The sequence below is a fragment of the Bradyrhizobium sp. JYMT SZCCT0180 genome, assembly GCF_018130165.1.
Lineage (GTDB): Bacteria > Pseudomonadota > Alphaproteobacteria > Rhizobiales > Xanthobacteraceae > Bradyrhizobium.
The window spans coordinates 36,740-54,815 of record NZ_JAFCLZ010000003.1; the positions used below are offsets into that span (position 1 = coordinate 36,740).

Below are 18,076 nucleotides of genomic sequence, written 5' to 3' on the forward strand. Positions count from 1 at the left end.
AATCAGGATTGCAGATAGAGCGCCGCGAGCGCCGCGCGCTCCTTTTCGCCAAGACCGATGCCGTCGCGGAGATAGGCTTCGAGACTGCCATAGTCGGCGTCAATGGCTTCGAACGCAGCGCTGAGGAAGGCCGGCTGCACCGAACCCAGCACCTGCTTGACGTGATCGGGCAGGTCGCTGCTGGCGGCGGGATCCCTGCGGTAGAATTGGTTGGTCAGCAGATAATCTTCCGCAATCACCTCGTCGGGAACGCCGAGCGTATGCAGGATCAGCGCACAGGCGAAGCCGGTGCGATCCTTGCCGGCGGTGCAGTGGATCACCAGTGGCGCGCGATCTTCCAGCAGATGCGCAAACAGCGCGCGGAAGCGCGGCGTATTTTGCTGCACATAGCTGCGGTAGGAATCGCGCATCACCTCGACGGCATGGTCGGTCGACAGCGCCGTGCCGCTGGCGGCGATGGCACGAAGTGCGGCGACCACCGTTGGCTCCACCGGCAGCGAATGCACGGTGATATCGGCGAGGCCGCACACCGCCTCGGCGCGCTCCGTCGTGCCCCGAAAATCGAACGCGCTCTTGACGCCGAGCGAGCGCAAGACCGCAGCGTCATCATCGGTGAGATGGCCGAGATGGTTGGACCGGAACATCTGCCGCCAGCGTACCGCGCGACCGTCCCGGGTGAGATAACCGCCGAGGTCGCGGAAATTGCTGGCGCCAACGAGATTGAGGTGACGGGCAGGGGAATCTGACATCGGGGCTGCCTTACGGAATTCCTGATGGAATTCTTGGAGATGCAATTCTTGTGCGGTGATCGGGCCGGGGTGTGTCGCGTCTTGCCCTCTGGTCTATACTCGGGCCGTCAGGAGGAGAATATGAATAATCGCAAGATCGCTGGTTTGGCGGCGGCGTTGCTTCTGGGAACGATGTTTTCGGGAGCGGTCGGCTCGTCGGCCGCGTTGGCACAGGCGACCTTCAAAAACTATCGTTGCGCCGACGGAACGCAATTCATTGCCGGGTTTTTCCGGTACGATTCACGCGCCCATCTGCAGCTCGATGGCAAGGCGGTGACGCTGAAAAAGGGAGTGGCGTTGTCGGGGGCGCGCTATACGGCGCGCGGGATTACCCTGAAAGTCACCAAGGCCGGGCTCACCACGCTCAAGCACGCCAAACGGCCGGTAACGGCATGCGAACTGACCTGAAGACAAGGTTTGCATGAAAAAGGGCCGAAACGATTTCGTTCCGACCCTTTTCTACTTCACCGACCGCGCCTGAACTCTCGGGCGCGGATTTGCCGAACATTGGGCAGGCATCAGTGGTCACGCCCAGGCTTGGTTTCCTCGATCGCCGCTGCGTGGTACCAGCTGCCGCTGCAGTCAGCGATATCGACCGCCGGGGCGGCAATCTCGGACTTGGTCTCGCCATAGCGACGTCCCGCCAGAGCCGACCGGCCCCCGGCTGGGAATTGATAGATCTTGGCAGATCCCTCATTCACACCTGTATTGATCATCCTGGTCTCTCCTGGATCGAGCGAACCACCATGGTGCGCCCGACTCGTTCTCCGTTAGTTACCGAGATTTCGATATCGTTCGCGCCCTCCTGGAATGCAAATTGCTCAAAAAATGTCATCCGGTGTGCATTTCTTGGGCAATTCCCGTTTTGCTTCGTGCGAGGCAATGGGCAGGTGACTAACGCTTGAGCCGGGGGGAAGGTTGCCGGCCTCGACCGAACCATCAGCCGAATGGCGCAAAAGGCTGCTGCAGCTTTAATCGGACCGGGAGCTGCGGGCCGAAACTGCCGTAGAATCGGGCTTTAGGCGGCCTCGAAAGCGCCTTTTGGCCGCCTGGCGCGCATGTCAGGCGCGCTTCTATGTCGCATCAAAAAATGCACGCATGATGGTGGACATCCCACCGCAGTCCGGTGCCGCGCTGCAGCGATTGGCACTTTAATTGCTTGGTAAGAAACGGCCTGACGTGGCCGGGTACACGTGTGCGGGGACTGCAGGGGCTTCTAACCTCCAAAGTCCAGGGGTTTCCGCACTTTGCAGCATTAAACTCAAGAGAGGCTCAATGACCAAGTACAAGCTCGAGTATATTTGGCTCGACGGATATACGCCGACACCCAGTCTGCGCGGCAAAACACAGATCAAGGAATTCGCTTCGTTCCCGACGCTCGAGCAGCTCCCGCTGTGGGGCTTCGATGGCTCCTCCACGCAGCAGGCCGAAGGTCACAGCTCCGATTGCGTGTTGAAGCCGGTCGCGGTCTACCCCGACGCTGCGCGTGAAAACGGCGCGCTCGTGATGTGCGAAGTCATGATGCCCGATGGCAAGACCCCGCATGCCTCGAACAAGCGCGCGACCGTTCTCGACGACGAAGGCGCATGGTTCGGCTTCGAGCAGGAATACTTCTTCTACAAGGATGGTCGTCCGCTCGGCTTCCCGACCGACGGTTATCCGGCGCCGCAGGGTCCGTACTACACCGGCGTCGGCTACAAGAACGTCGGCGACGTCGCCCGCAAGATCGTGGAAGAGCATCTCAATCTCTGCCTCGCGGCTGGCATCAACCACGAAGGCATCAACGCCGAAGTGGCGAAGGGCCAGTGGGAATTCCAGATCTTCGGCAAGGGTTCCAAGAAGGCGGCCGACGAAATGTGGATCGCCCGCTATTTGATGCTGCGCCTCACCGAGAGCTACGGCATCGATATCGAATTCCACTGCAAGCCGCTCGGCGACACCGACTGGAACGGCTCTGGCATGCACGCCAACTTCTCGACGACCTTTATGCGCGAGACCGGCGGCAAGGAGTACTTCGAGAAGCTGATGGCGGCCTTTGACAAGAATCTCATGGACCACATCGCCGTCTACGGGCCTGACAACGACAAGCGCCTGACCGGCAAGCACGAGACCGCGCCCTGGAACAAGTTCAGCTATGGGGTGGCCGACCGCGGTGCTTCGATCCGCGTTCCGCATTCCTTCGTGAACAACGGCTACAAGGGCTATCTGGAAGACCGTCGTCCGAACTCGCAAGGCGACCCCTACCAGATCGCTTCCCAGATCCTGAAGACGATCTCCGAGGTTCCGACCTCCGCCAAGTCGGCGGCGGCCTAAGCCACACCGCATAACCGGACGGGGACGTCCGGATTGCTGCCCTGATCCGCCAAAGCGTGCCCGCTTTGGCGGATCATTGCGTTGTGACGACGTTACCTTAAATGCATCGATTCAAGCGCTTTGCCCGATTCAAGCCGTTCCCCTGCGTTATGAACCGCGCTAGATAGCGGATGCGCTTGCCGGGGACACGGCCATTGCTCGAGGGTTTCTACAAGATCAGGTTTCAGCTCAACGACGCGGTCGGCCGCAGCGTGATGTATGTGCGCGCCGGCAAGATGCTCGGCGGCAATTCCGCCTTTGCTCATATCGGCACTTATCAGGAAGAGGCCGGCGGCGAGCTGACCATCGAGATCAAGACCGTTCGCCATAATCCCGACCCGAATTACCGCGCGATGGCCGGCACCGACGACGCGACGCTGCTGGCGCGGGGCAAGCCGGATGGCAATCTTTACCGGTTTGAAGGCGGCCTCAAGGAATTGCCGGGTGCGAAATTCAGCTCGGTCATGACGCCGATCGGGGACGAGGAGATCCCGATCGCCGGAGGCGTCGGCCAGGATGGTATCGTCAACGGCCTTTATTCCATTCACATCCGCATGCTCGACGGCGTCGACGGCGGCCTGACCGGCGTGATGCTGCTCAATGACGGCCGCATCCTCGGCGGCGACGCGTCGTTCTACTACATCGGCAGCTACACCTCGGAGAACGGCCGCTGGAAAGGCCAGATCCTCAATCAGGAGCACACGCCGGCAAAGGGCGAGAATCCGGTGTTCGGCGGCCATGAGGTCGGCATCGGCTTTGCCGGCACCTGCGACGATCAGGGCGCGCTGCTGGAGGCCACCGCGCTTGCGGGCAAGCGCAGCCTGCGGCTGACAGCCGTGCTCAAGCTGATGCATCGGGCGTAACGCCATGGACAATGCCGTGCGCGTGCTCTCGACACTGGCCCTGAAGGGCGCGGTTCACAATCTGGCTGGGCATTATGAGGCATCCGGCGGCGTGCGCATCGATGCCGATTTTGCGCCGACGCTGGCGCTGCTGGATCGCCTGCGCGGCGGCGAGGGCGCCGACGTCGTTATCCTGACCCGCGAGGGACTCGATGACATGGCCCGCGAGGGCCGCGTGGTGGCGGATAGCTGCGTGGATCTCGCGCGGTCCTATGTCGGCCTGGCGGTGAAAGCGGGCTTTGCCCATCCCGACATCGCAACCGAGCCCGCGCTGCGCGCGGCGTTGCTTGCCGCCCGTTCGGTGGCCTATTCGCGGATCGGCGCCAGCGGCATTTTGTTCGCGCAGTTGATCGAGCGCTTGGGTATTGCATCCGAGATCAATGCGAGTGCGTGCATCATCCCGTCAGGTTTCACCGCCGAACGGCTGATCACTGGAGAGGCCGATCTGGCCGTGCAGCAGATCAGCGAACTGAAGCAGGTCGGGGGTATCGAGGTCATCGGCCCGATTCCTCGCGAACTGCAAACGCCCGCGGTGTTTTCCGCCGGTCGCGTCGCGGCCTCTGGCAAGGTTGCTCAAGCGGACCGGCTGTTGCGATTTCTCGCCTCGCGCGAGGTTGCGCCGGTGCTGCGCGAGAGCGGGCTGGAGCCTTGAATTTGCGAGCCTTGAATTTGCCTGCCGGTCGACGCACCCATGCCGGCCAGATCCGCGTCGTTCAGGCCGCCATCACTTCATGTAAAAGCTGATGTAGTTTCGCGCCCGCTGATAGGTCAGTTCCAGATACCCGGGATAATCTCTTGCCGCCAGCTCGACCGCGCGCTTGTAGCGTGCGCCGAACTCGCCCTTGACCTTGTCGAAGTAACCAAAACAGGCATCGTCGAATCTCACCGCGGCAATGATGGCGTGCTTCAGTTCCGCTTCATCCATATCGGGATGGGTGAGTTGCAACCGGTCGAAGGTCAGACCGTCTTCGGGATGATCGTGCTCGAATTTGACCTCGATCGAATTCTCCGCCGCCCGCGACCGGAACACGTCGCGCACGTTTGGCAGCATCGCTCGCCACGCGAGCAGGTCGAGCTTGGAGCACTCCCGCCACAGCAGATAAGCCGCGTCCTTCAACGGCAGCTCGCTGGCCTCGGCGATGGTTCGGGCAATGGTCTCTTCATCTTCGGTCATCGGTATCACCGCAATGGAAATCGCCCATTGGTCGGATGTAGCGGCCAGCCGGTTCACGGCGGCGGTGCCGGCTGCGTGAGGTATGACACGGAAGGCCGGAAGCCTGCGCTAAAACGACCGCTGGTACTGCTTCTCTGCCGGTGCTATGCCCCGCGGGATGATTCAATGAAGCTGGAAATCCGCTTTGCTGGACGGGCTTTACAAGGCTGAGTACGGCGTGAACGACGCGTTCGGTCGCAGCATCATGTGCATGCATGAAGGCAAGCTGCTGGGCGGCAATTCCGCCTTCGCGCATCTGGGGACTTACCAGGAAAAGGGCGCGGAGATTATCGGCGAGGTCATCACCCAGCGTCACAATGAGGACCCGCATTACAAGCCGCTGATGGACACCGACGTCGCCGCGATCAGTGTGCGGGGCACGACGGACGGCAACAAGATCCGCTTCGAGGGAAGCGCCGCGCCCCGGCCCGGAGCGCTGTTCTGGGCCAATCTGACCAAACTCGACGACGAGGGCCTGCCGCCTGTCGGTGAGGTCGGGGCGGGCGGCATTGTGAACGGGCTCTATTCGATTCACATCCGCGCGCTCGACGGTGTCGATGCCGGCCTGTCAGGCGTCATGCTGCTGATGAACGGCCGCATCCTCGGAGGTGACGCGTTCTTCTATTACCTCGGTTCCTACAGCTCCGCCGATGGCCGCTGGAAAGGCGAGATCCTCAATCAGGAGCACACGCCGGCAAAGGGTGAAAATCTGGTGTTTGGCGGCTATGAGGTCGGTATCGGCTTTTCCGGCACGTGCGACGGCGAGGGCGCGGAACTCGAAGGCATCGCGCTGGCGGGAAAGCGCAGCTTGCGCTTGGCCGCCACCTTGAGGCTGATGCGGGCGGCCTAGCGGTATTATTGCCCCGGAATAGACTTTCCCCTGCGCGCTACATGGAATAAGAGCGGCCAACAATTTCCATGCTTGGGCAACAATGATCCGTCTCGATAACGTTAGTAAGCAAGTCGGCCACCAGATCCTCTTCATCGAAGCTTCCGCAGCCCTGCAAAAGGGCGAGAAGATCGGCCTTGTCGGCCCGAACGGGGCTGGAAAGACCACACTTTTCCGGATGATCTCAGGTCAGGAACTGCCCGACGAGGGTCAGGTGTCGCTCGATCGCGGCATTACGATCGGCTATTTCAGCCAGGATGTCGGCGAGATGGCAGGCCGCAGCGCGGTTGCCGAGGTGATGGACGGCGCAGGCCCCGTCAGCGTCGTGGCGGCCGAACTCAGGGCGCTCGAAGCCGCGATGGCCGATCCCGACCAGGCGGATGAGATGGAAGACATCATCGCCCGCTATGGCGAGGTACAGCACCGCTTCGAGGAGCTCGACGGCTATGCGCTGGACGGCCGGGCACGCGAGGCGCTTTCGGGCCTCGGGTTCAGCCAGGAAATGATGGATGGCGACGTCGGCGCGCTGTCGGGCGGCTGGAAGATGCGCGTGGCGCTGGCGCGCATCCTGCTGATGCGGCCGGATGTCATGCTGCTGGACGAACCGAGCAACCATCTCGATCTGGAAAGCCTGATCTGGCTGGAGCAGTTTTTGCGCGGCTATGAAGGCGCGCTGCTGATGACCTCGCATGACCGCGAGTTCATCAATCGCATCATCAACAAGGTGGTCGAGATCGACGGCGGCACGCTGACGACTTTTTCCGGCAACTACGAATTCTACGAGCAGCAGCGTGCGCTGAACGAGAAGCAGCAGCAGGCGCAGTTCGAGCGCCAGCAGGCGATGCTGGCCAAGGAGATCAAGTTCATCGAGCGCTTCAAGGCGCGCGCCTCGCATGCGGCCCAGGTGCAGAGCCGCGTGAAGAAGCTCGACAAGATCGAGCGCGTCGAACCGCCAAAGCGGCGACAGACGGTGGCGTTCGACTTCCTGCCGGCGCCGCGTTCCGGCGAGGACGTCGTCAGCCTGAAGAACGTCCACAAGGGTTACGGCAGCCGTAGCATCTATGAAGGCCTCGACTTCATGATCCGCCGCCGCGAGCGCTGGTGTGTGATGGGCATCAACGGCGCCGGCAAGTCGACGTTGCTGAAACTGGTGGCGGGCTCGACCGAGCCCGATGACGGTACCATCGTGGTCGGCGGCAGCGTCAAGATGGGTTATTTCGCCCAGCACGCGATGGATCTGCTCGACGGCGAACGCACCGTCTTCCAGTGGCTGGAAGATTGCTTCCCGCAGGCAGGCCAGGGCTCGTTGCGCGCGCTAGCCGGCTGCTTCGGATTTTCCGGCGACGATGTCGAGAAAAAATGCCGGGTGCTGTCGGGCGGCGAGAAGGCGCGTCTGGTGATGGCGCAGATGCTGTTCGACCCGCCGAATTTTCTGGTGCTGGACGAGCCGACCAACCATCTGGATCTCGCGACCAAGGAGATGTTGATCAACGCGCTCTCCGAATTCGAGGGCACCATGCTGTTCGTCTCACATGATCGTCACTTCCTGGCGGCGCTCTCCAACCGCGTGCTGGAATTGACGCCCGAGGGCATCCACCAATTCGGCGGCGGCTATACGGAATACGTCGCGCGCACCGGCCACGAAGCGCCGGGCCTGCGCAGCTGATGCGCTATCTCCGTCGCGCCAGCGGGGCGATTGTTTCGATTTCGTTGGTCCAGATGCCGCCGGAGTATTTTTCGGGCAGCCGTTGCAGAAGTTCCGGCGTGTCGATGCCGGACGAAAACTCGCCGCCGCTGTAGGGGCCCAGCACGAAGACCGCGCTGTTCGCCGCGTCCATGCGGTTCAGGAATCGGTCCGGCCAGCCCCACAGCCATGGCGCGACATTGATCGGCACCAGAACCATCGCATTTTCGCACGCCCGCGGTACCATGCCGGTCCAGCCATATCCGATGTAGCTGACAAGACAGCTCTTGATGGCCGCGCGTGAAATCGTCCTGATGTCCGGCACCAATCGCCGGACCGCTTCGATCGGCTCGTCGCCGCCATAGACCATGATGAGGCGGCGGCGCTCGGCGGGGAGGGCTCCCAGTAGGGCCGCCAGCTTCTCGCCTTCGGACCGATCGCGGCTCTTGACGTTGATCAGCAAGTGCTTGTCCGGGAAGGTCGCGAGCGTCTCGCCCAGCGTTGGCATCTGGCCGATGCCCTTGCCGCGGAATGGAAAGGTCTTGCCGTTGTCAGCCGTATAGCCGTAACCGATGTCGCGTAATTTCAGTTCGGCCATCGCATGCTCGCGGGTAGCCCCGCGTCCATCCGTGCGGCAGTCGAGCGTCCAGTCGTGAAATACCGCAAACTCGCCATCGGTTGTCGGATGGATATCGATCTCGACGATATCGGCGCCGGCCGCAAAACCCGACCGCATCGAGCGAATGGTATTCTCCAGATAGTCATGCGTCGGCGGCAACATCCGTTCCGCCGTGCAGGTGTCGTTCTTCAAATCGCGTTCGTCGAAGCGCTGCGCCACGCCCCGGTGGGCGAGAAGGACGGCAGGGCCTTCGCGATGCGCGGTCAGGAGATTGATGTTGTTGATGGTGATGCAAGCGGCGATTGCAGCGATTGCTGCGGCGACGTACTTTGTCTTCCTGCCCAATATCACACCTCTTTTGAGCCGTGCTGCTAAGCAGTATTTCTGTTCGATTTGCGGCGGCCGAAAGCAACAGGACCGGCCAAACGCATTGGAGGCACGCGTACACGCAGGCTTGAACCATTAGTGTCTGCCCGATACGCTTCTTGCAAAAATCGGGGGAAACGATGCGGCAGATCAGGATCGGCGACATCACCATCGACGCGGTGATCGAGCGTGAGGGGCCGTGGCGGCGGCCGCAGGATTTCTTCCCGGCCTATGACGACGCGGTCTTCAGGCAGCATCTGCCTGGTATGGAGCCGGAATTCTTCGACGCGGCGTCCGGCAAGATGTTCATCACCTACCAGACGTTTGTGGTCCGTACCCCGCGCCATACCATCCTGATCGACACCTGCACCGGCGAGGACAAGGGCCATCCGCCGCCGTTCGATTTCCCGGGCAAGGAGCGCTGGCGCAATGAGCTGTTCGCACTCGGCGTCAGCTTCGAGCAGGTCGATTACGTGTTCTGCACCCATCTGCACATCGACCACACTGGCTGGAACACCACGCTGCGCGACGGGCGCTGGGTGCCGACATTCCCGAATGCGAAGTACATATTCCACAAAAAGGAATATGCGGTGTGGGAAGCCGAATACGCCAAAGGCGCCGAGCCGCCCGGCAAGGTGTTTCGCGACAATTGCCTGCCCATTGTCGAAGCCGGGCAGGCGCTGCTGGTCGATGACGACTACGCACTGGACGATACCGTCACGCTGACGCCGACGCCGGGGCATTCGCCCTGCCATTGCTGCGTCAATATCTTCTCGAAAGGGCAGCGCGCTGTGGTGGCCGGCGACCTGGTGCACCATGTGATCCAGTGTCGCGAGCCCGACTGGTCGCCGGGTGTCGATTGGGACCCAAAGCAGTCGGCGGTGTCGCGCCGCACGTTCTTTGCCTCCGTTGCCGGCACCGATACGCTGATCCTGCCGGTTCATTTCCCGAATCCGACGGTCGGCCTGATCACGGCCGATGGCGATCGCTTCGATTATCGTTTCAAACGGGATTAGCGCCGTAGACTGGCGCGACAGGGATTAAGGTAGGCTTGTGGCCATCAGGGTGCGAGCTCGGCTCTGACCTCGCCGAGCAGCGCCATGCCGCCTAAGCGACCCAATTCGTCCGAACATTTCGCGCTCTTGCCGTAGCAGCCGAATGCAACCACCACGCGCTCCGAAATCGGTCCGATGCAGGGCAGGCCCGTGTCGCCAAAGCTGGTCATGCACGGCACCACGCGGCGTTCTTCGAAATGGAGGTTGCGAATGCGCGCAAGGATCTGCGTTTGAAGCCGATCAGCAACGTCAATCGATCCGCCCGATCGGAACCAGTCCTTGATATCCGCCTCGCTTTCGAGCGGAAGATCGACCGGATCACCGCCGAGCTTCAACCAGGTTTGGCCGTCCGGATAGGCGATCGGCGGCAAAATATAGGGATTGTCGCCCTTGGGACCCAAACAAAGCATCGACGGCATTCCGTCCAGACGTTGAGCCTCCGCCGCACCAAGCCGAAACATCGCCACGGTACGCCCATAGACCGTAACACCCAATGATCGACCGAGCAGCGATTGGGTATGCCCGCCTGCTGCCACGAGAACACGCTCGGCCTCGACGCTGCCCGATCTCGTCCGGATCGTCACGCCAGAGCCGCTTTCCGAAATCCCCAGAGCCGGTTCGTCGATGATCCGGGCTCCGGCTCGCTCCGCCGCGATCGTCTGCGCGCGGACCAGGCGGCGCGGGCTGATATATCCGGCATTGCGCGGCTGGAAATGCCCCTGCATTCCCGCCGTCGATTTCAGAAACGGAAACCGCTCCGCGAGCCCCGCATCATGATACGCCTCGCACAGGATGCCGTCTTCGGCGCAGATCTTGCCAACCGATGCGATGTTTGTGGTTTCGCTATCGCCAACGTAGAGCGCACCGACTTCCCGGTAGAACTCCACACCGCTTTCCGCTGCTATCTCGCCGTAGCGCGAAATCGCTGCGCGGTTCATTTGCCGCCAAAATGGCTGCGGATCGTAACTCCGCGTGATACGGCCCTCATCGTAGTGGCTGCCGAAGACGCCGTCGTGGCGTGAAAAATCCGCCGGCTCGTCGGGCCCGATCAGTGCAACATCATGGCCCATTTTGGACAGATGCCGCGCCGCCGCCGACCCGATCATGCCACGCCCGATCACCGCAAGTTTGATCGCTTTATTCGCGCTCACGACTAACTCCCGCGCCTTGCCGCTTGCTCTTTAAGACAGGCAGTACCCGCAGCAGATTGACCCCACCGCGCGCAGAATCCCTCGACGTCGCCGGACTGGAATTCCGGCAGGCGCTGAAAAATGGTTTCTGCCGGCCAATTCCACCACGCAATACGTGAGAGCTGCGCGGCGATGTCGCGACTAAAGCGCCCTCTGATCTGCTTTGCCGGAACACCGCCGACAATGGTGTAAGGCGCCACATCGCGCGTGACGACGGCGCCGGCGGCCAGAACGGCACCATCACCCACCGTGACGCCCGGCATCACGATGACGGCGTGACCGATCCAGACATCGTTGCCGATGACGACGCGGTCGGCGCGGCGCTGCCGGAAGAAGCCGTGGTCGCGCTGCGCGTCCGCCGTGTAGTATTCGGGGCAGTACGTGAAGCGATGCTGTGACGGGCGGTCGAGGGGATGGTTCGGTGCCCCGATGCGCACCTGCGCCGCGATCGCGCAAAATTTTCCGATCTGTGCGTCCGCGACCATGCAGCCCGGGCCGAAATAGGAGTAATCGCCGAGTTCGGTGTATTCGATGGCGGTATCGCCGAGAACCTCGCAGCAACGGCCGACGGTGACCTCGCGCAATTTGACGGATGGTTCAACGAAGGTTTCGGCGAGTTTTGGGCGCGGCGGTGCCGGTTGGTGCATGTCGACTGCTCGTCCTGAATCAAGCGGCCCTGCTGCCGCGAGGTTCATCTATCACACCGGGCAGGCGGCCGCGCGCAAAGGTTCGGATTGGCAAGCATGCGCTGGCTGCAGCGATCCCGCCTGACTCAGGCGGCGCGAACCTCGCTGAGGAAGCGGTTGACCTGGCCGGCGAGGTCCTTGGACTGCGACGACAATTGCTCGGCTGCGCCCAGCACCTGGGTGGCGGCTGAACCGGTTTCGTCGGCTGCCCGCTGCACGCCGGAAATATTGGCGTTGACTTCCTGGGTGCCGCGCGCGGCTTCCTGGACGCTGCGGGAAATCTCCTGCGTCGCCGAGCCCTGTTCCTCGATGGCCGAGGCAATCGCAATGCCGATCTGGTCGATCTCGGCGATGACGTTGGCGACGTTCTGAATGGCCGTCACCGTCTCGTCGCTGGCGGCCTGGATGGCGGCGATCTGTTCGGAGATTTCGGTGGTCGCTTTCGCGGTCTGGCCGGCCAGCGATTTGACTTCGGAGGCGACGACCGCAAAGCCGCGTCCGGCATCGCCGGCACGTGCGGCCTCGATGGTGGCGTTGAGGGCGAGCAGGTTGGTCTGGGCTGCGATGCTCTGGATCAGCGTCACGACGTCGCCGATCTTCTGCGCGCCTTCGGCCAGCGAGCGGGCGGTGTCGCCGGTGCGGCGCGCGTTATCGACGGCACGGGCCGCGATCTCGGTGGACTGCGCGACCTGGCGGCCGATCTCCGAAATCGAGGAGGTGAGTTCCTCCGTGGCGCTCGCAACGGTCTGGACGTTGGTCGAGGTCTGTTCGGAGGCGGCGGCCACGACACCGGCCTGACGGTTGGTGGCGGCGGCGGTCGAGGACATCGAGCGGGCGGTGTCCTCCATCACGGATGAAGCTGACGACAATCCGCCGACGAGTTCGCTGACCTTGGCTTCGAAGGAGCGGGTGAGTTCGTCGAGCACCTGGACGCGCCGCATCTTGACGTCGTTCTCGGAGGCCTTTTCCGCCGACAGGCGTTCGGCCTCGATCATGTTGTCCTTGAAGACGCGCACGGCGGCCGCCATCGCGCCGATCTCGTCGCCGCGCTCGGCGCCCGAGATTTCGTCGGAAACGTTGCCGCTGGCAAGACGCGTCATGGTGGCGGTAAGCTCGACGATCGGTTTGCAGACGCGGCGATAGACCATCAGGATCAGGCCGGCGCTGGCGCCGATAACGGCGATCAGGCCTGCGAGCGCGATGATGAAACTGAGGCGCGCCGAGGAGTAGGCAGCGCCCAGGACCTCCTCGGCATTATCGTAGAACGCGTCGCGCAGCGTGATGACCGCGCCGAGGCCCTTTTGCGATTCCACGAAGAACACATCGACGTCGTGCTCGTATTTGCCGCTGATCGCGCCGTCCTTGACGAGCTTCAGCTCCTTGCCGAACCGATCGACATAAGCCTCGTTCATCTTGCCGAGGGCGGCTGCCACGTTGGCTGGCGTTGCGGGATTGCCGCGCAAATCCTGCAGCGACATCAGGATCTGGTCGGCGCGGCCTTGCGCGCGGCTCAGTTCCATTTTCTCAGGCTCGGTCGCGACGCGGTTGGCGCCGACCAGGTTCTTGTGCAGGCTGGCGTTGTAGCCGCCGACATCGCGCAGCGCCCAGGTGATGTTGGCGTAAGTCGCCTGGCGGTAGGCGTCGCCGTCGAGCAGCGCCATGCGGCGGACCTGTTCTTCGAGCAACGCGGTGATGGCGGCGTTGAAGGTGGCGTTATCGGCGACGATCTTCCGGGCGGCGTCCTTGCGGGCATCGGCGGGGCCGGTGATCGCCTTGTCGATGGATTCGCGCAGGGCATTGAACTTCGCGTTCAGCGCGTCGATGCCGCTGCCGACGGCCGCGCCGTCGTCGAGCGAGCCGGGCAGCGCCTTGCGTATCGCATTCATCTTCGCCAGCGCGCCGTTGGTATCCTTGCGATACTTTTCGAGGTCGGTGAGCATCTTCGGCTCCACCACGGCCGGCCCGTACAGGATGTTGGTGGAGAAGCCGCGTTCGGGGTTCATGTAGCGCGGGATGTCGCCGACGGACCGCACCACTTCAAGCCGGCTCTGGGCGACGGAAACCTTGTCCATGGTCTGGTATTTCGTGACGGCCACGTAGACGGCGAGGCCACCGCCCACGGCGGAAAGCGAGACGATGGCGGCGGTCAGGAGGGTACCGATTTTCATGGGATTTGGGCCATTCACGATGGTATGGAAGTGCTGGCCTCCATCCTAAGTGGTGCGCATTAATCTTGGGTTACGGAGCGGGCAGTTGGCCGATCCAGTAGCCGTTGTGGTCGATCCGCAGCGCGAACTATCCGATGCCTGCAACCAGCGCGTTCAAGAGCGGTGGTGCCGTCATCGCGCGGCAGGAAACACACTTGCGCATTCCCGCGGCTCATTTCGCCCGGGTTGTTCAAATCTCGTCGCCCCCAGAAAAATCAGAGGGCGCAGGGAATGCCGGATGCGCGCTGCACCCGCGGTCTCGTGTGCAGCGTCCACCGCAACCCGCCCCTCGTTGTGACGATGGCCAACGCCCCTCGGAGTGGGACGGGATGGCTATTGATGTGCCGGTGATTTGGGGTGGAAGGGAAGAGAAATATTTTTGACTTTCGGAAATTTTGGACTTGACATGATTTCCGTAAATCAGAAGCGATTTGCCCGTCGCGCTAATTTGTCGCGGCTTGGCTAGGGAACGGCCGCGGCGCGCTGGAACGCTGGCCGCGCAAGCAGGCGCTCACGATAGGCCGTGGCGCGGGGACCGAGCAGCGAGGCGAAGTCGGGCTTTCCCATGTGGTTGAGCGGATAGCCAACCGAAATGTCAGCAAGCGTCATCCGCCCCGCCACCAGGAAGTCACGCCCCTCCAGCCGCTGCTCGAGCAGCTTTGCCCGCATCGAGAGCGAGTGGCGAGCATCAGCCAGCACGGCATCGATGCCGGTCTGCATCTCCGGCGTCTTGTTCCGGATGCGGCGGACGCGCGCTATCGCGGAGAGCGGCGCCTGCAGTGTAGCCTCGCCGTACAACAGCCATTGCACGAACTCCGGCCGCTCTGGCTCGTCCGGCGCCACGACCAGGTCGGAACCATGCCGGGCGGCGAGGTATTCGCAGATCGCAAGCGATTCGTAGATCGCCCGGTCACCGTCGATCAGGGCGGGCAGCGTGCCGGCCGGATTGATTGTGAGATATTCGGGCTCCTGCAGCCGCGGCCGAACACCCAGTGACTTCACTTCGACCGTGGCGCCGATCTCCTCCAGCGTCCACAGCACGCGGAGCGAGCGCGAGGTAGGCACGTGATAGAGCGTGGCCATCAGTCGACCCTCTCCAGCAGCCGCGCGCTGAGATAGGCGCGCGGCATCAGCGACAAATAGCAGATCTGCTCATAGGCGGCGTGCGAATAGCCGACCACATCGGCTGTAACGATTGCCGCCAATCGGCGCTGCTCACGAGCCAACAAAACTCCTCCCAATCGGATTGTAGAAGGTCTCAACGGGCAGGGCAATGACGCGGCCAACGCGGCGCGTACATGTCTGCTTCTGGCAGTCATGAGACATGCCGACTGGCCCTGAAGATGTCCGCTTCCGGGGGAAAACCGGAAGCAGTCTGCCGACGACAAAAGTGACGCGATTGACCCCCAACGGACGTTTGGCCAATCCTTCACGAGTCATGTTCAAAGATGCACGCGGGCTGGCAGGATGCTAGAATAGGCCGACACGACACTCTCCCTGCCTGGGGAGGAACATGCAGCGCCGCGAGTTCATCACACTTCTCGGGGGAACGGCAGCAGCTTGGCCGCTCGCGGCGCGCGCGCAGCAGCAGACGCCGGTGATCGGGTTGCTCAGCAGCCTGGCACCCGGCGATCAGACCCACATCATGGCTGCGTTCAACCAGGGTCTCAATGAAGCCGGCTATTTCGAGGGCCGCAACGTGGCGTTCGAATATCGTTGGGTGGCAGGCCAATTCGACCGGCTGCCGGCACAGGCGGCCGATTTGGTGCGCCGTCAGGTGACCCTGATCGCGGCCATCAGCGGCACCCCTTCGGCGCTGGCAGCGAAATCGGCAACGTCGAACATCCCGATCGTTTTCGCGATGGGCAGCGACCCCGTTACATCCGGGCTAGTCACCAGTCTCAATCGGCCGGAGCGCAACGTCACAGGCGCGACCTTCTTCACGGCCGCATTGGCGGCAAAGCGCCTGGAAACGCTGAGTGAGTTGGTCCCCAAGGCGGCGACGATTGCCGTGCTCGCGAACCCGAAAAATCCGCCCAGTGACTTGGAGCGGACCAATGTGCAAGCGGCGGCGCTGGCCATTGGGCGGCAAACTGAGGTCCACAACGCCAGCACCGAAGACGATATCGACGTTGCGTTCGCTGCCATAGCACAACCGCGCATCGGCGCGCTTTACGTCGGCTCGGATCCCTTGTTCTTCAGCCAGCGCAACAAGCTCGTCGCGCTGGCGGCGCGCCGAGCCATACCGGCGATTTATGCAGATCGTGAGTATGCCGAAGCTGGCGGGCTGATCACCTATGGCACCAGCCGCACGGATGCATATCGCCAAGCGGGCATTTACGCCGGTCGCATTCTCAAGGGGGCCAAGCTGTCCGACTTGCCGGTGGTGCTTCCGACGAAATTCGGCCTGGTGATCAACCTCAAATCCGCCAAGGCGCTCGGCCTCGACATCCCGTCGTCGCTGCTCGCCCGCGCCGACGAGGTGATCGAATAATCATTGCAGCCCCTTCCATCTTGTTTGCTGCAGTGCATGAGTCAGCTTGTGGCACCTTTCGGACATGCCGGGACGGCCTCGCGATGTCCGCTTGCGGCGGCAAAGCAGACATCCGGTCGCAAGGCCGCGACTTCCGTTTTTGACCCGAAACGGACATGTTGCTGATGGACGTGGGGCGGTTTGGGGTGGAAAGGAAATTGCGCACCACCTATGATCAATACGGCGGGGTTGACTGTCATGGGAGGACAACCATGCTCAAAACCGTTTTCGCGACGGCCGCAGTAGTCATCTCCGCAGTCTCGGCGCAAGCGCAAATGCCTTCATCGGATAGCCCAAAGCAAGCCGCCCCATCTGTGCAGGCGGCGGCACGCGTGGCAGCGCCGGACGATGCCGCAATCTCCGATGCGTACCTTTATCTGCTCGGCCGGGTGCTCGTCATCCGACAGGAACAGATGGATCGCGGCGCGACCGGCTTCGCCTACAACGCCGTGAAGTATAATCCGATTGGAGACGCTGACTGGGTCAATCCGAACCTCGACACCGCTTATATCGAGGCGTGGTTCGCGGTCGATCCTGAGACGCCAGTCATTTTTGAAGTGCCCGAGATCAAGGGGCGCTACTACACCGCGCAAATTCTCGACGAATGGGGCGAGGTCATTGCGAACATCAACGAGCGCATGTTCCCGTCAAAACCGTTCGGAAAGTTTGCACTCGTGTATCCCAATTCGAACCCTGCTCTTCCGACGGACGCCGCCCGCATTGAACTGCATTCGGGCAAGGCGAAGCTACTTGGGCGCGTAGAAATAAAGGGCGACAAGGATGGGGCCACGAAACTGCAACACGGTTTCAAGGCGACGGCGGCCGGTTCGCCGAAGATCAAGGATACGCCACCAGTCCCGATGTTCGGCAACAAGGAATTGATCGGTGTTGAAATATTCGATGATGCCGACACAAAGATCGCGAGCGCGCTCGATGTCGCGCCCAACGCTGCTCAGATGCAACAGAAAGTCCGGGCCGTGGCGGCCTACGCTGCGTCGGGTCCCGAGGCAAGGGCCACTGTCGATGCGAGAATTCGAACGACCGTTCCGGAGTTCATCGAATACACCTTCACCAAAAGCGCGCCCTATCGTGATCACTGGGTCGGCGGCGGCCAAGCCGGTAACTATGGGGCGGACTATCGGACCCGCACAGTCGCGAACTATGCGGGCATCTGGGCCAACACCAGCGGCGAGGTGATCTATTTCATAGCAACGAAGGACTCCGACGAGCAGACCTTGAACGGCTCAAACAGCTACTTCATTCATTTTCCCGCCAACAAATTGCCGGAGACGGTTATTGATGCCTTCTGGTCCGTCATTCTTGTCGGCGTGCCGGACTATCGCGTGGTGCCGAATACGCTGAACCGGTTCAACCTCAACAACTACTCGCCGCTCCAGAAAGAGACGGACGGGTCATTGAAAATCACGCTTGGTCCGAAGCCAGTGGTAGGCGTTCCGGCGTCCAATTGGTTGCCCACGCCCGAAGGCAAGCCATTCTCCCTGACCTTCCGCACCTACGTGCCGAAAGAAATCGTCAAAACCGGAGAATGGCGTCCTGCGCCAGTGGTGAAGATAGACTGAATAACGCGACCC

General features: G+C 62.2%; 18 protein-coding genes. 9 read left to right on the plus strand and 9 right to left on the minus strand.

Going from position 1 to position 18,076, the window contains the following annotated elements; translation table 11 throughout:
* Window positions 1–2: 2 nt before the first annotated feature.
* Window positions 3–749, minus strand: coding sequence for a tyrosine-protein phosphatase (locus tag JQ641_RS05095; protein ID WP_211994751.1), 747 nt, complete (start codon window positions 747–749; stop codon window positions 3–5).
* A 24-nt stretch (window positions 750–773) separates the two neighbouring features.
* Here JQ641_RS05095 and JQ641_RS05100 point away from each other — a divergent pair, with 24 nt between their 5' ends.
* Window positions 774–1,196 (plus strand): MliC family protein, encoded by a 423-nt coding sequence (locus JQ641_RS05100; RefSeq protein WP_349628505.1) that lies wholly within the window; start codon window positions 774–776, stop codon window positions 1,194–1,196.
* Between the two features lie 110 nt (window positions 1,197–1,306).
* On the opposite strand, the gene JQ641_RS05105 is transcribed toward JQ641_RS05100, so the two are convergent.
* Window positions 1,307–1,504, minus strand: coding sequence for a DUF2735 domain-containing protein (locus JQ641_RS05105; RefSeq protein ID WP_192733341.1), 198 nt, complete (start codon window positions 1,502–1,504; stop codon window positions 1,307–1,309).
* Between the two features lie 559 nt (window positions 1,505–2,063).
* Between JQ641_RS05105 and JQ641_RS05110 the strand changes: the two genes are divergently transcribed.
* From JQ641_RS05110 to JQ641_RS05120, 3 genes are all read left to right on the plus strand, one after another.
* The gene (locus tag JQ641_RS05110) at window positions 2,064–3,101 is read left to right on the plus strand and encodes a glutamine synthetase beta-grasp domain-containing protein (RefSeq protein ID WP_192733340.1); all 1,038 of its coding nucleotides are present in this window, start codon (window positions 2,064–2,066) and stop codon (window positions 3,099–3,101) included.
* Between the two features lie 194 nt (window positions 3,102–3,295).
* Window positions 3,296–4,003, plus strand: coding sequence for a GrlR family regulatory protein (locus tag JQ641_RS05115; RefSeq protein ID WP_211994753.1), 708 nt, complete (start codon window positions 3,296–3,298; stop codon window positions 4,001–4,003).
* 4 nt (window positions 4,004–4,007) lie between these two features.
* Entirely contained in the window at window positions 4,008–4,694 is a 687-nt protein-coding gene (locus JQ641_RS05120; protein WP_211994755.1) for a substrate-binding domain-containing protein, read from the plus strand.
* A 72-nt stretch (window positions 4,695–4,766) separates the two neighbouring features.
* Here JQ641_RS05120 and JQ641_RS05125 read toward each other — a convergent pair whose 3' ends face one another.
* On the minus strand, window positions 4,767–5,216 hold the full coding sequence (locus JQ641_RS05125) for a hypothetical protein (protein WP_211994757.1): 450 nt from the start codon (window positions 5,214–5,216) through the stop codon (window positions 4,767–4,769).
* Window positions 5,217–5,400: 184 nt separating this feature from the next.
* On the opposite strand from JQ641_RS05125, the gene JQ641_RS05130 reads away from it, so the two are divergent.
* Both JQ641_RS05130 and JQ641_RS05135 read left to right on the plus strand, forming a co-directional pair.
* Complete coding sequence (locus tag JQ641_RS05130) at window positions 5,401–6,105, plus strand: hypothetical protein (protein ID WP_211994758.1); 705 nt, start codon at window positions 5,401–5,403, stop codon at window positions 6,103–6,105.
* A gap of 82 nt (window positions 6,106–6,187) precedes the next feature.
* Window positions 6,188–7,810, plus strand: coding sequence for an ABC-F family ATP-binding cassette domain-containing protein (locus tag JQ641_RS05135; protein WP_211994759.1), 1,623 nt, complete (start codon window positions 6,188–6,190; stop codon window positions 7,808–7,810).
* Window positions 7,811–7,814: 4 nt separating this feature from the next.
* Here JQ641_RS05135 and JQ641_RS05140 read toward each other — a convergent pair whose 3' ends face one another.
* Entirely contained in the window at window positions 7,815–8,792 is a 978-nt protein-coding gene (locus JQ641_RS05140) for a glycerophosphodiester phosphodiesterase family protein (protein WP_211994760.1), read from the minus strand.
* A gap of 161 nt (window positions 8,793–8,953) precedes the next feature.
* Between JQ641_RS05140 and JQ641_RS05145 the strand changes: the two genes are divergently transcribed.
* The gene (locus JQ641_RS05145) at window positions 8,954–9,829 is read left to right on the plus strand and encodes an MBL fold metallo-hydrolase (protein ID WP_211994761.1); all 876 of its coding nucleotides are present in this window, start codon (window positions 8,954–8,956) and stop codon (window positions 9,827–9,829) included.
* A 44-nt stretch (window positions 9,830–9,873) separates the two neighbouring features.
* Here the strand turns inward: JQ641_RS05145 and JQ641_RS05150 are convergent, their stop codons facing one another.
* The 5 genes from JQ641_RS05150 to JQ641_RS05170 all read right to left on the minus strand — a co-directional run bounded on the left by JQ641_RS05150 (window position 9,874) and on the right by JQ641_RS05170 (window position 15,177).
* Window positions 9,874–11,019: an NAD(P)/FAD-dependent oxidoreductase gene (locus tag JQ641_RS05150; RefSeq protein WP_211994762.1), complete on the minus strand. Its 1,146-nt coding sequence runs from the start codon at window positions 11,017–11,019 to the stop codon at window positions 9,874–9,876.
* A gap of 2 nt (window positions 11,020–11,021) precedes the next feature.
* Entirely contained in the window at window positions 11,022–11,705 is a 684-nt protein-coding gene (locus JQ641_RS05155) for a DapH/DapD/GlmU-related protein (protein ID WP_211994763.1), read from the minus strand.
* Between the two features lie 125 nt (window positions 11,706–11,830).
* Window positions 11,831–13,912 carry a methyl-accepting chemotaxis protein gene (locus JQ641_RS05160; RefSeq protein ID WP_211994764.1) on the minus strand — a complete coding sequence of 694 codons (2,082 nt, stop codon included), beginning with the start codon at window positions 13,910–13,912 and terminating at the stop codon, window positions 11,831–11,833.
* 501 nt (window positions 13,913–14,413) lie between these two features.
* Window positions 14,414–15,034: a glutathione S-transferase family protein gene (locus JQ641_RS05165; protein ID WP_211994767.1), complete on the minus strand. Its 621-nt coding sequence runs from the start codon at window positions 15,032–15,034 to the stop codon at window positions 14,414–14,416.
* Window positions 15,034–15,177, minus strand: coding sequence for a hypothetical protein (locus JQ641_RS05170; protein ID WP_211994769.1), 144 nt, complete (start codon window positions 15,175–15,177; stop codon window positions 15,034–15,036). The genes JQ641_RS05165 and JQ641_RS05170 overlap by 1 nt, the downstream gene beginning before the upstream one ends.
* 287 nt (window positions 15,178–15,464) lie before the next feature.
* Here JQ641_RS05170 and JQ641_RS05175 point away from each other — a divergent pair, with 287 nt between their 5' ends.
* Window positions 15,465–16,445 carry an ABC transporter substrate-binding protein gene (locus JQ641_RS05175; RefSeq protein WP_249150218.1) on the plus strand — a complete coding sequence of 327 codons (981 nt, stop codon included), beginning with the start codon at window positions 15,465–15,467 and terminating at the stop codon, window positions 16,443–16,445.
* A 155-nt stretch (window positions 16,446–16,600) separates the two neighbouring features.
* Window positions 16,601–18,064 carry a DUF1214 domain-containing protein gene (locus tag JQ641_RS05180; protein WP_249150219.1) on the plus strand — a complete coding sequence of 488 codons (1,464 nt, stop codon included), beginning with the start codon at window positions 16,601–16,603 and terminating at the stop codon, window positions 18,062–18,064.
* The last annotated feature ends 12 nt before the right edge of the window (window positions 18,065–18,076 follow it).